Genomic DNA, 13,666 nt, shown 5'->3' on the forward strand with positions numbered 1-13,666 from the left:
GCGTTGAAACTTCTTGAAAGGTCTAGACATTCCTGCGAAGTCGCGCCTTGATTGTGAACCGCTCTGCAAGCCAGAGGCATCACGGAATTATTCAGAGGCTCCTTAACTCTATAAGTGCACTCATATGTGTGAATTCTTAGCCTGGTGACAAATTGACGGATAATAAACTTGAAGATGGTGAGCCATGGTTGGCATTAAGGACACTATATTGCAGGGCAGCCCCATAGTTCTTGTAAACAGGTGGATAGGTTCGCAGACGGCGTAAAATACTGAGAAGAATTCTACGGAAAGCCAAAGGCCAAGTTGGCCGGCATAGGGTGACAGTCTCCTGAGGCCGGCTAGTGGACTATTGCAAGATGGTACCTACGTTGCTGGTTCCCACTTGGATTGCAGTTGCTGAATTTCCACTTGTTACCTGGGTAGTGTCATGGGTGTTTGTCGTGCCCATTTGCATGGTGCTAGCGGTATTCATCGTAGAGGTTTGGGTAATCGTAGCTCCATTAGAATCTCCAACCTGCTCCATAAAGGCTACAAGTAGGTCTCCATCTTGAGAGAGGTCTGCGGTGTTACTGAGGCCATCTTGTTCAAGTCCTGCCTCATTAGTTGATCCAGTCTGGTCCGTCATTACCATGTTAGTTGTGCCAAGCTGTATGACCTCAATGGAGGTGTCGGAGCCATACTCCTGGACAACATGGGCATCATTAGAGTCACCATCCTGTAGCAGATTAAAAGTGTTGTTAAATGCAGAGGATTGCTTAGTGAATGATGTATTACTAAGGCCTAGCTGTATGGTACTTTGATAATTCCCCGAACCATTTTCAAAAATAGAGTCTGCAATATTCGAGGTTCCATCTTGGAATATTATGCCAATACTAGACGTCTCGTTAGCTAGAATGCCTCCGACTACGTTTGAGATTCCCTGCTGATTTAAGATTTGGGAAGTATTAGATGTTTGGTCTTGTCCGAGCACGCCTATATTTGAATCTCCTGTCTGGGTAACAACCATATTATCTAAGTTGGATTCAAATTGTGTAATTACCATTTCATTAGATGTACCATTTTGTGTGCTTATTGATGTGCTTGTCATCGTATTGCTTTGCATGGCAAAAAAGAGATTGGTTTGGCCATTTTGCAGTACATTAATGGCTGAAGTGGTGGTGTCAAATTGACTAATTGATGAAACGGAGTTGTTCTCACCTATTTGTGTACTGTTGATAACACTGTTTATAGAGTTGACTGTCTGAGCGGTGGTGGATGAGTTGTTGTCGCCAGTTTGAGTAAATATTACAAAGTTACCAGATGTTGATGGATCATTCTGGTTAGATGTTGTTGTATTTTCATTACCGTTTTGAATGACAATGGTAGTATTGGCGGCTGCATGCCCACTGATGGCTATAGCAACTACCACAGCAATGGAAGTGTAGACTTTCATATCTATTTCCTTACAAATCAACATATTAATCTTCATCAAGCGGATTACCGCCTGTTTGTCGATTTGGGACTCTGCGGAACATCTGGTTAGGCAAAGACGGCTCTCAAATCCCTGGGTAATTAATTGAATTATTTTCACCCAATGTTTCCGCTGTCACACAAACCACTGTCGTCAAAATGATATTGGGTGATGTAATAGGATGACTCCACGATTTTCAGTCAGGTGAGCAGTATTTTCCTTGGGAATTAAATATCAAAATGCTGAGAATAAATGCTTAGAGAGACGGCTACAGGTTTGGTCTGAAATTTTTGTATGAGCAAGATAGGCAGAGGCTAATCGAATTAACTACTTTTCTTACTCGTTGGAAATTTGGAAGTGAAAGGTTTGGAGCATAACAGGTTGGTAGATTTTCAATTGAAAATCAAGATTCATGAGATTCTCGGATGGCCGGCTCCGGTTGAAATTTCCCGGATGCCGGCCCTTGGATTACTGTAGGATGGTACCTACGTTGCTGGTTCCCACTTGGGTTGCAGTTGCTGAACTTCCACTTGTTGCCTGGGTAGTGTCATGGGTGTTTGTCGTGCCCATTTGCATGGCGCTAGCGGTATTCATCGTAGAGGTTTGGGTAATCGTAGCTCCATTAGAATCTCCAACCTGCTCCATAAAGGCTACAAGTAGGTCTCCATCTTGAGAGAGGTCTGCGGTGTTGCTGAGGCCATCTTGTTCAAGTTCTGCCTCATTAGTTGACCCTGATTGGAATGTCATCACCATGTTAGTCGTGCCGAGCTGCATAACTTCAATAGAGGTATTTGAGCCAAAATCCTGGGCAATATCAGCAACATTAGAGTCTCCATTCTGTAACAGATTGGAGGTGTTGTTGAGTGTTGTGAATTGTCTCGTGCTTGATGTATTGCTAAGGCCTAACTGTGTGGTGTTTTGATCATTTTCAGATCCGCTCCCATTCCCAAAAAATGCCCTATTCGTGGTGCCATCTTGAAATATCGTGACAACACCAGACGTCTCGCTCCTTTGAGAGCCCCCGGTAAGATTTGAGGTTCCCAGCTGGGTAATAAATTGGGATGCGTTGGATGTAAAGGCTTGTATCATTGTGCCGCCATTTGAATTTCCCGCCTGGGTAACAACGATATTATCAAAGTTTGAATCACCTTGCACAATTGCAAATCGATTCGATGTGCCATTTTGTGTGGTTGTTGAAGTGCTTGTTGTCGTATTTTGTTGTATGGCATTAAAGAGATTAGTTTGTCCATTTTGAACAACAGTAATAACTGATGTTGCACTATTTTCCTGGTCAATGGAGGCGACAGTGTTGTTGTCACCTATTTGTGTACTGTTGATAACACTGTTTGTAGAGTTGATTGTCTGAGCGGTGGTGGATGAGTTGTTGTCGCCAGTTTGAGTAAATATTGCAAAGTTACTAGATGTTGATGGATCATTCTGGTTAGATGTTGCTGTATTTCCATTACCGTTTTGAATGACAATGGTAGTATTGGCGGCTGCATGCCCACTGATGGCTATAGCAACTGCCGCAGCAATGGAGGCGTAAGTTTTCATATCTATTTCCTTACAAATCAACATATTAAATTCTATCAAGCGGATTACTGCCTGTTTGTCGATTTGGGACTCTGCTGAATAGCTGGTTAGGCAAAGACGGCCCTCAAATCCCTGGGTAATTACTTGAATTATTTTCACCCAAAGCTACCACTGACATCCAAAGCGCTATCGTTAAAATGATATTGGATGACGTTGTAGGATGACCCTCCGATTTTTGATTATGGGCAGAGTGTTTTCCTTGGGAAATAACTATCAATCTACTGAGAAGAAATCCCTAAAGAGATAGTTGCAGGCAGATATCGCAGCTTGTCTTGTATAAAAAAGAAGTGACTAATTACGTTAGTCATTTCTTTTATGCATTTAAAATAGGGGCGGGGAAAAACCTGGGGGCTTTAATTGTTGAAAAATTTACTATAGCAAAGTAAATATCACTATATCATCAGGTATGGCCGGCTCCAGCTTGAGGCTCACAGGAGCCGGCCGATGAATTACTGCAAGATGGTACCTGTATTACTGGTACCTAGCTGGGTAGCAGTTGCTGAGTTTCCACTTGTTGCCTGGGTGGTGTCATGGGTGTTGGCGAAACCCATCTGCATAGTACTGGCATTATTGTTGGTTGATGTTTGGGTAATTGTTGCAGTATTCGAAGTCTGGATTTGTTCTATATAGGCTACGAGCAAGTCGCCATCCTGTGATAGATCTGCTGAGTTACTTAATCCATCCTGGAGAATTTCACCATCGTTACCCGCACCAGTTTGAAAGGTCATGACCGTATTGGTGGTGCCTAGCTGTTCAGCGTAGAGACTATTGCCCGCGCCTAAATCTTGTTCAATATCTGCATCGTTTGAATCACCTTCCTGTATTAATTCAGCGGAATCTCCGACACTGGTAAATTGAAGAACTAATGAGGTGTTACTCGTTCCCACCTGGGTTGTACTTTGAGTATTCCCTGTTCCGAGAGATTGTGTACTTCCCGACATATTTGATGTGCCATCTTGAAGTACCGTGATGGTGCCGGAAGTCTCAGTTGATTGAGCTGCTCCTGCGGTATTAGTTGTTCCAAGCTGGGTAATAAAAAGCCCATTCCCAGAGGAGGATGACTGAACCATGGAACCCATGTTTGAGTCACCATTCTGGGTGATTACGGTGTTATCTAAAGATGAATTAGTTTGTACGGTGGTATATTGATTGGAGGTGCCAGTTTGTGTCGTTGTTGAAGTACTTGAAGTAGTGCTAACTTGAAGCGCATTAAACAAATTGGTTTGGCCATTTTGCAGTACGGTAACAGTCGATGTAGTGGCATCGGTTTGATCAATCGATGAAACAGTGTTGTTGTCGCCAAGTTGGGTGCTGTTGATAACACTATTCGTAGTGTTGACTAGCTGAGATGTGGTCATTGAGTTGTTGTCACCGATTTGTGTAAGTATTGCAAAATTACCAGATGTTGATGGATCATTCTGGTTGGCTGTTATTGAATTTCCATTACCGTTTTGAATGGGAATAACTGTATTGGCGGCAGCGTGCCCACTGATGGCTATAGCGACTGCCGCAGCAATGGAGGCGTAAGTTTTCATATCTATTTCCTTACAAATCAACATATTAAGTTCTATCAAGCGGATTACTGCCTGTTTGTCGATTTGGGACTCTGCTGAATAGCTGGTTAGGCAAAGACGGCTCTCAAATCCCTGGGTAATTACTTGAATTATTTTCACCCAAAGCTACCACTGACATCCAAAGCACTATCGTTAAAATGATATTGGATGACGTTATAGGATGACCCTCCGATTTTTGATTATGGGCAGAGTGTTTTCCTTGGGAATTAACTATCAATATTCTGAGAAGAATTTCCCAAAGGTGATCGGAGGCTCTTAATTCTTCGTCTGAGGGAGGGGGGAAGAGGCAGGTTCCTTTAAGCGCTCTTTACATCCTTGCCAGATTTTTCAACAAAATAATGGCATAAAAAGGCAATGGGAATTGAGTATAAAGCGATAATAAATGCGAGACCGAAGAAACCTGATTCTGTTGTTGCTATTCCTGCGCAGCAAAGGAGAATGCTTGGAAGAGCACCACCCAACATCATAGAAACTCGGTTGTATCTCTGCATCTTTAACAGGAAGTACTCAATAAGCTTCCCGTAGGTTAGTGTGGCGATTAAGGATATCAGAGTGGTCATCAGATACAATGTCAGCATCGGGACTGTACCATTAAGAATCTGAATTCCGGAAGCACCTGGCAAGGAAAAAACCGCAATAATAGTTGGTAATACGACACAGGTTAGCGCAGTAGCTTTAAGGGCAATAAGGAAGGATATAGTTTGGGGCGAAGGAGTGGTTTTACTTTCCAGGTTGGCCTTAGGCGCTTTGTAATAATTTGTAGGCATGTACTTATTGATGAAGCTCGTTTAAATCTGTTTTTTCAAGTGGAATGTAGCTTAATTAATGGTAATCATTAGCTGTTGTCATGTAAATGTGATAGTGGCTCGAATTATATTGATTTTTGATTACGAATTGAGGCTTTGCTGGGGTGGGTGTTGGAACAAATACACCATACTGGATATAAAGTACCTGTAGATTTAATCGATGGCATCCAATGAAAGCTCTTTAACTCCCACTCACTACTGGGGGCTCTTTGCCCTGCTACTGGCGGCATTTCTTCTTGCCAATGATTATACGGCATTTTCGCCGGCACTCCCTGCAATTCAAAAGACATTCAATGTCGATATCACCACCATTCATTGGGTCGTTAACGCCTATACCCTGGTGTATGGTGTTTTGATTGTGTCTACGGGCAGGATGGCTGATATCTATGGTCGTCGGCGAATGTTTATTACCGGCATCTATATCTTTACTGCATCTTCCCTTGTAGGTGGATTTGCGGGAAATATAGGAACGCTATTATTCGCCCGTGCATGGATGGGTTTGGGGGGAGCCTTGGCCTGGGTTGCCATCCTGGGTATGGTTTTCTCCCTCTTGCCCAGGGATAAGGCCGGGCTGGCCGGAGGATTGATTCTCACTACAACGGGGTTGGCCAATGCCAGTGGCCCAGTGATTGGTGGTCTGTTGGCTGATTTTGCCAGCTGGCGCTGGATATTATTTATTAATATTCCTATTGCTTTGCTGGTTATTCTTCTGTGTTGGAGCAAATATCCTCCAGCTAGTACGCAGAAAAGCAATAAGAAAATTGACTATTGGGGTGTTATTACCCTCTGTGGGTCTTTATTTAGTTTCCTCCTTGCTATGGATCTGGTGGTTCAGTATGGCTTGTCCCACTTCTATGTGTGGGGCCTATTGGTACTGTCCATATTTCTCATGATATTTTTTGCTGTTGTTGAAACTGTTGATCCTAATAACGCGCTAATTCCAGGTGAATTGATAAAGAACAGAGGCTTTATCGCCGCTGGACTCAGTATGTTCTTTGTTGCTATCGCATTTTTTGCGACCCTGGTTTATATCCCGCAGCTATTTATCAAGGTAAAGGGCTATTCTGCCTTTGGGGCAGGGTTGGCGTTGCTACCATTAATGGTCAGCTCTGGTGTTGTAGCCTATATTTCTGGCGCATTATACGAGCGTCTGGGCGCTAAGATTTTGATTTGTGCTGGTGCTTTGGGTATGTGTGTAGGGCTGTTTCTACTGTCGGCTGTTGAGCCCCAGGCATCTTATATTCGCTTCCTTCCCGGGCTTTTGATAGTGGGCAGCAGTATTGGCATATATAGCCCTACGATTGTTACAGCGGCAATTAGCGTAGTTGAGCCCAGTGATTCCAGTTTGGCAGGGTCGATTATCTATATGTTTAAATTTGTGGGCGGGGCCCTTGGGTTGGGAGTTAATGCGACTTTACTGGCTATGGCTCCCAACATCGCTGTTGGGATTGAGCGGGCCTTTGTGGTTGATGCTTATCTGGCACTACTTGGGTTCTTGATTTCCATGATTTTCTTTTCTGGTCATTCTACAAAAACGATTCGTTAATGGCAGCTATTTTCACTGAGAATAAGCCGAGTTTTTAGGTGTGGTTGATAAAAAGCCCTCGGTGAAAAGTAATCTATATCTTGGTCTAGGCGCGCTGTCCCTGGCCATCTTTCTTGTGGCCAATGATTTCACTGCATTTTCGCCGGCACTGCCTGTGGTTGAACAAGAGTTCCAGTCAGATCTGACTACGAGTCAATGGGTAATTAGTGCTTACGCATTGGTTTGCGGTGTGTTGATAGTTTCAGGAGGTCGTCTGGCTGATATGTATGGTAGGAGGCGAACATTTATTGTCGGGTTATTAATTTTCATGTTTTTCTCGTTTTTGGGCGGAATTGCTGGAAGTATGGGGATGCTGTTGGTTTCCCGTGCATTTATGGGGGCGGGGAGTGCGCTGATTTGGCCGTCTGTTTTGGGGATGATGTACAGTCTGATGACACCGAAGAATGCTGGGTTGGCCGGTGGACTGATTATTACGATATGCGGTATAGCAAATTCTGTAGGGCCATTAGTGGGAGGTTTCCTGGCTGACTATATCAGCTGGAGATGGATTCTATTTATTAATTTACCACTTTCTCTAGTGGTTCTTTATCTTTGCTTCAGAGTGATTCCACCAGATTCGTTAAATGTGCCTATAGAGAAGTTAGATTATCGAGGAGTTGCTCTACTGTCATCGGCACTATTCTCTCTTCTGCTTGCTTTCGACTTTGTAGTCGATGTGGGGTTTAAAAACTATCTAGTGTTTGGGTTGTTTATGGCTTTTTTTCTCTTGTTTTGCCTCTTTATATTGGTTGAGGGGAGAGCAGCTGAGGGGGCATTAATCCCTCCAGATGTAGCAGGAAACAAGTCTTTTGTCACTGCAGCCTGTGTCGCTTTGTTAATTGCCCAGTTCTTCTATGCGGGGTTCTTTTTTATCCCGCAATATTTAAGTAAAGTCCATGGAGCTTCTGCAACAATAGCAGGTCTGGGATTGGTTCCACTTATGTTGGCATTTAGTGTATTTGGTTTTGTTGCTGGTAATGTCTATAAGGTGCTGGGAGCCAAGCTAATTGTCTCCATAGCAACACTATTAATGGCTTTAGGTTTATATATGCTGTCTCATATCTATCAGGACGGTCAATATATTCGCTTGGTTCCCGGGTTGTTAATTTTGGGGGCGGGTATTGGCTTATTCAATTCTACTATAATCACGTTTGCAATATCGGTTGTTGATCCGCGCCGAGCAAGTTTGGCCGGAGCAATAATCTTTATGATTCAAATAGCGGGTGGTGCAGTGGGGTTGGGCCTGAATACCACAATAGTCGCATTGGCTGGTGATATATCTTATGGGATTAGTCAGGCATTTACATTAAACGCATACTTGGCGATGTTATCTTTTATTATTTGCGTTTTATTTATAGGGTCTAAGGAAGAAAAATCATAACGTCATTTTGTATGTCAATTGGTTTATGTATATGCAAGTGCAGGTTTACGCCATGGAAAGACAAGAGGGTCTCTTAGATAAGAATTTATACCTTGGAATGTTGGCTCTGTCTCTTGCCATTTTCCTTGTCGCCAATGATTTTACGGCCTTTTCTCCCGCGCTGCCGGCAATGGAGCACGAGTTCCACTCTGACCTTACAACGACCCAGTGGGTCATTAATGGTTACGCCTTAGTCTTTGGAGTACTGATTATTTCAGGTGGTTGCCTTGCCGATATGTATGGCAGGAGGAGGGTATTCTTTATTGGAACCCTGCTATTTATGGCGTTCTCACTTATCGGTGGGATTGCAGTTAATATGGGAATGTTATTGATATCCCGGGCACTGATGGGGATTGGAGGGGCTATGATGTGGCCGTCGATCCTGGGTATGACCTATGGCCTGATGACTGAAAAGCGAGCGGGTTTTGCTGGAGGGCTGGTGATTACTGTTTGCGGTATTGCCAATTCAGTTGGACCACTGTTGGGTGGTGCGCTGGCAGATTATGCCAGTTGGAGATGGATTTTCTTTATTAACCTGCCGGTATCAGCAGTTGCCTTATATGTTTGCTGGAGAGTGATTCCTGATGACTCTCCAGAAGCTTGTGATGAACGTATTGACTATGCCGGAATCACTTCGCTGTCGATGGCTCTATTTGCCTTGTTACTGGCGTTCGATCTTGTTGTTGATGTCGGTTTCAAAAGCCCATTGGTTCTCGGCCTTATCGCCGCCTTTTTCTTACTTATTTGCTTGTTTAGTGTCGTTGAGAAACGAGTTGGGGCTCAGGCGTTGATTCCACCGGATGTAGCTGGGAATAAACGGTTTGTCTTCGCCTCTGTTGCTACGTTATTGATTTCAGCGCTTTTCTTTGCTGGATTATTTTTTATTCCACAGTTCCTAACCAATGTTCGTGGTACCTCAGCAATGAGGGCGGGGATGGGGCTGATCCCTATGATGCTCTCCTTTAGCGTTTTCGGCTTTCTGGCAGGGAAGCTATATGATGTGATTGGAGCAAAGAAGATAGTATCGACAGCTACTTTATTGATGACGCTTGGAATGTATCTTCTATCTCATATCCACAAGGATACTCAATATATGTCTTTGGTTCCCGGGCTTGTGATATTGGGTGCTGGTATTGGTTTGTTCAATTCCACCATTACAACTGTAGCTATAACGGTTGTTGATAGCAGTAGGGCAAGTTTAGCGGGTGCAATCATTTTTATGTTTCAAATAGCGGGTGGTGCCGTAGGATTAGGGTTGAATACTACGATAGTGGCGATGGCCACTGATATGCCATCGGGTATTGAATATGCATTTACTGTAAATGCCTATCTGGCCATGTTTGCTTTTATTATTTGCATTTTATTTGTCGGAGATAAAAAGCCTGAAATTTGATTTTAATAATCTATCCGTTGTCTATCTTTCCGTTTCAGTTGTTAATTGATCGGCAGCCTTTAAAGGTGAAGTTTGTGCTTCTTTGCCGAGGTTCCAAAATGGGGAAATTCCCGTTTCGATTGGGAAAACAGGTTTGCATTGGCTGATTGGTACGGCATTAAGTTTTACTTTTAGCTCTCCATAATGTTGTCTGTAGGCATAGGCTATTGGGATCAGTCTCTGCCGGTCGAAATGCTTGGGGCCCTTGTGGTTTTCGAACGCTTGTAGAAAATTATCTATTCCCTGCTGGGTGCCAGCCCCATTTCTTGCTGTGAAGTTCCAGAGATTTTCATCAATTGTTTCTGCGAGACTGGCAAGATAAATCCATGATTGAAGATTGAGACATTCATAATGAAAATTATTTTTACTCTTGGTTTTTGATACTTGGTTATCCGAGTGATCAAACTGCTCTAATATTCGGAAGCGGGAGTCCCTGAGAGTTTTTCTGGCAGTTTGTATTTGATTGAGATAGAGCGCTAAAGCTACAACTTGTAAATCATACTGTGTGCCAAGATGCCCAAGTTTTGGGCGTGTTGATTGTCCGCGATGACTATCTATCAACCAGTTAAAGTATTGCTCCAGATGGTAGTCTAATCGCTCAACTCCTATCAGACGAATCTGCTGTTCTTGTTTCAGTTTTTTGAAATTGGAGAGGGTGTAGACCAGTAGGTTGGGATTTACAGATTGTAATTGTTTGCTGTATTTCGTTTCATGTTTGTTGGGGAATAGCTTGATGAGGCTATTGTTGATAAATTGAATGAATTCCTGCTTCGAGCAGTGGGATTGCGCAAGGGCGACAATGGTCAAATCCTGAAGCAGGCTGTTAATCGAACTGGATCGCGCCCTCTGTTTTGCTTTTACCGATCTTTGCGTGGCCTCTCTTAATAGCATTAGGTAGGGAAGGTCGCACCTGTTTGCTGCGGCCAACTTGCTGCCAGGGGCGCTTGTATCGGCGGAAAAGCTGGAATCATCGAGGTGATCCAGCATGGCAAGGATAGCTTCAGAGCGAGTTGTTCCTCGATCCCGGCTGGACTGCTGATCTGTCCGCTCCAGGTGCGTCTTTCCGGAAAATAGTCTGGCTACCCAGCCTCCCTGAGTATAGTGACCTGCGGCTTCCGAGTAATTCGGGCAGGGGAGATCCCAAGGGAAAATCGCCCACTCATCCCATTTCCCCGATACTCCTAGCCGCCATAAAAGTTCTACCTTAGGGCGCCTTCCGTAACAGAAGCGGCTATCAAAAATCTCAGTGCTATCAGATCGAAACAGAACCTGTGGCTCCTCTGTGGGGGCAGGCTCGAAGTCTTCACACAGTATGGACTGATTATCTAATAGTCTTGCCATTGGGATAATATGGTATGGGTAGGTGGCATGGTTGAGAACTTGTTGTCTTATTGCGTTCCAGGCTTTTGAAGTCACAAAGCAATTTCCATCCCAAGGTAAAATCCAATCTGCTTTTGATTTACCATCTTCTAGAGCGAGATTTCTCGCCCCATTATTATTCATTACATAGTTATTTTTATGACGGTATAGACCCAGCTCGGCTTGTATTTCCAAATCCCGTCGCATGCGAAGGTCTTTTAGTTTATAGGGGGCATAATTAATCGGGTAATCCAGGATGTTCCACCCAATTTCTTTGTATTCACCCCAGTGAAAGGGTATTCTCAAGTAACTTTGTTTGTAATTGCAAAGCAGTTTGATAATGGCAGTTTCCTCTCTTGGGTCAACAATTCGGTTGAGGATAAACACCTTCTTGCAGCCCTCTAGTGGAGGCTCATGCTGCAAAATGAATTCAAGGTTTGTATAGGATTGTCCGGCGCTGTGTCGAGGGATTAGGTCGTTGCCGATAATTCTATAAAGAATAAAAGTCTGGGTATTGTCTGATGTGCTTGTATAGGAGTTGCTTGGTATAGTCTTTGGGTAGGGTGGGCGACTATTGGGGAAGTAGAAGTTTGGGAAATGGCGATGCTTGTGAAAGATAGCATTGATTAGGCGACCGGCATACTTCAGGATCTTCCGTTTGAATTTTTGAGTGAAGAATGCCCAGCGATTCTGCCACTGTATTAAAAAAGTATCTTTACTGGGAGTTGTTGGTTTTTGTTTAAAATCTGGGTGTTTATTGGGCATTGGTATCTATATTCTTATAGTTCGATATTTTGGGGGCGTATTTAAGCGAATCTTATTGTTTTCAGGAAAATTCCTAATGGTCGAACTTTTACATTATGGCTTGTAAATGATTATAGCTGACCTGATTTTAGGAGTTGAGAGGGAAAGAAAGCTGTAGATTACGCCATCATTGAAGTGTATCTCCATTAGCCGATACCAATTGAGGTGGTTATGACTGATAACAATTCGCGTCATTCCACTTGTCTTCTCGGGTAGATTTATGGGTGGCTATATTTTAAACAGTAATCGAGAGGTTTGCGCCGTTACGGGTGTGGATGATCTAAGTGATATATTTGGAGGGGGTTTCTGATATTTGTATATGGGTAGCAATATTGCGCTCGTTTTATTTGAATCAGCGTAACTTGTACCGTTCGTAGTCCTCTCCCCCTTTGCAGGGTTATCGTCTTAGTGGGGGCTCGCACGACTTGGTATGTTTTCAGTGTTTTTACATCGCTTTGTAACTCTTTCCAGAAGATATTGGTCCATGCTTATCAGTAAATCTTTTGTAAATTTCCATATCATATTGGCAAATCTTCTCAATTTTCTTGATTGCTTTTGCGTCTGTTTTTATCTCCTGAGCAAGTTTGGTATTAGGGCTCTTGTTAATCTTGGGGATGTCTAGTTTTATATCGAAGTCTTTAGAGATTTGTTGGGTTAGCTTGTCTAAATGATTGGTTGTGCCAACAATTGAGAACTGCTGTAAATTTTTTAAGGCTTGCTCTATGTATTCTGAAGGATTTGAGTCAGAAAAATCCGAAAAATATCGTATGAAAACTTGTCCTGTCATGATCCCAATCTGGGACTCGATATATTTATCCAAAGGGAGAGAGTTCTTGTCCCATTGACTCTTCTTGTAGGTGTTATAGGTGTAGAGAGATATCCATCTATCAATTGGGTTTCGTAGTACTGTTATAAAATTCCATTCGTTGGAGAAATTTTTTACAACATTCGGGCGGCAGAATGAGTGCCCGTGTCCATAATAATTAGAATTTATAGATAGATTGTGAACCATTACAGTTTCTCGTACAGACATCATTGGCATTTCTAATACATCAGCTGCTCGCTTGCTAACTGCTCGTTTAATGTTGAAGCTGCCTAATTTATTTGGCTCATAATATTGAGAACTAATGGCGGAGTGCAGGGAGGAACCTGCACATTTTGGGATGTGGCAAAAGAAGATTTTAGGGGGAGGTACGAGTCTTACAGGAAACTTTTTAAATGTAGGTCGGCTAAATTTCATCAATAATTTTTTCATTTAAAGAAAGTCTATCGAGTAATAGAGGTTGTTTTCCAATAAATCATCGAATTTAATTCTCTAAGGTTTACCGTTGTAAACTCTGTATAAATGCCAATCTTCAAATCTAGCCGGTGGTAATGAAATGGGCAATATATTGTTTGCCTAGTGGCGGTTTTTATATTATTTAGTCTTTCAATTTAAGACTCATCTCCCAAATCTCAGTCGGAAGAATGTATGCACTTTCGCAGTAGGGTATTTCAAAAGTCTATTTGTGGGCCAATAGTGGTCGCGACTTTAGGGACTTGCTTAGGAATTAGGGGGGATATAGTGGCAGGAAAATCTGATTTTACAGGGTAGGTAAATAGGGATATTTTCACTGGATAAAAAAAGCCCCGCTAAAAAGCGG

General features: G+C 42.9%; 9 protein-coding genes. 3 read left to right on the forward strand and 6 right to left on the reverse strand.

What is annotated here, in order from left to right:
- Positions 1-346: 346 nt before the first annotated feature.
- From ACJJIS_RS06810 to ACJJIS_RS06825, 4 genes are all read right to left on the reverse strand, one after another.
- Complete coding sequence (locus ACJJIS_RS06810; protein ID WP_475709792.1) at positions 347-1,570, reverse strand: hypothetical protein; 1,224 nt, start codon at positions 1,568-1,570, stop codon at positions 347-349.
- 348 nt (positions 1,571-1,918) lie between these two features.
- The gene (locus ACJJIS_RS06815; RefSeq protein ID WP_475709793.1) at positions 1,919-3,142 is read right to left on the reverse strand and encodes a hypothetical protein; all 1,224 of its coding nucleotides are present in this window, start codon (positions 3,140-3,142) and stop codon (positions 1,919-1,921) included.
- Positions 3,143-3,492: 350 nt separating this feature from the next.
- A complete protein-coding gene (locus ACJJIS_RS06820; RefSeq protein ID WP_445361515.1) occupies positions 3,493-4,716 on the reverse strand; it encodes a hypothetical protein in 1,224 nt (407 codons plus the stop codon).
- 197 nt (positions 4,717-4,913) lie between these two features.
- Complete coding sequence (locus tag ACJJIS_RS06825; protein WP_444907828.1) at positions 4,914-5,384, reverse strand: hypothetical protein; 471 nt, start codon at positions 5,382-5,384, stop codon at positions 4,914-4,916.
- A 199-nt stretch (positions 5,385-5,583) separates the two neighbouring features.
- On the opposite strand from ACJJIS_RS06825, the gene ACJJIS_RS06830 reads away from it, so the two are divergent.
- The 3 genes from ACJJIS_RS06830 to ACJJIS_RS06840 are packed head-to-tail and all read left to right on the forward strand — an operon-like array spanning position 5,584 to position 9,821.
- Positions 5,584-6,969: an MFS transporter gene (locus ACJJIS_RS06830; protein ID WP_475709794.1), complete on the forward strand. Its 1,386-nt coding sequence runs from the start codon at positions 5,584-5,586 to the stop codon at positions 6,967-6,969.
- 40 nt (positions 6,970-7,009) lie between these two features.
- Positions 7,010-8,389 carry an MFS transporter gene (locus ACJJIS_RS06835; protein WP_475709795.1) on the forward strand — a complete coding sequence of 460 codons (1,380 nt, stop codon included), beginning with the start codon at positions 7,010-7,012 and terminating at the stop codon, positions 8,387-8,389.
- 52 nt (positions 8,390-8,441) lie between these two features.
- Positions 8,442-9,821 (forward strand): MFS transporter, encoded by a 1,380-nt coding sequence (locus tag ACJJIS_RS06840; RefSeq protein ID WP_475709796.1) that lies wholly within the window; start codon positions 8,442-8,444, stop codon positions 9,819-9,821.
- Positions 9,822-9,842: 21 nt separating this feature from the next.
- Here the strand turns inward: ACJJIS_RS06840 and ACJJIS_RS06845 are convergent, their stop codons facing one another.
- Both ACJJIS_RS06845 and ACJJIS_RS06850 read right to left on the reverse strand, forming a co-directional pair.
- Positions 9,843-11,984 (reverse strand): alginate lyase family protein, encoded by a 2,142-nt coding sequence (locus tag ACJJIS_RS06845; protein WP_475709797.1) that lies wholly within the window; start codon positions 11,982-11,984, stop codon positions 9,843-9,845.
- 484 nt (positions 11,985-12,468) lie between these two features.
- Positions 12,469-13,278, reverse strand: coding sequence for a sulfotransferase family 2 domain-containing protein (locus ACJJIS_RS06850; protein WP_475709798.1), 810 nt, complete (start codon positions 13,276-13,278; stop codon positions 12,469-12,471).
- Positions 13,279-13,666: the final 388 nt, after the last annotated feature.

It is taken from the genome of Microbulbifer maximicatervae (SeqCode) (genome assembly GCF_056231245.1).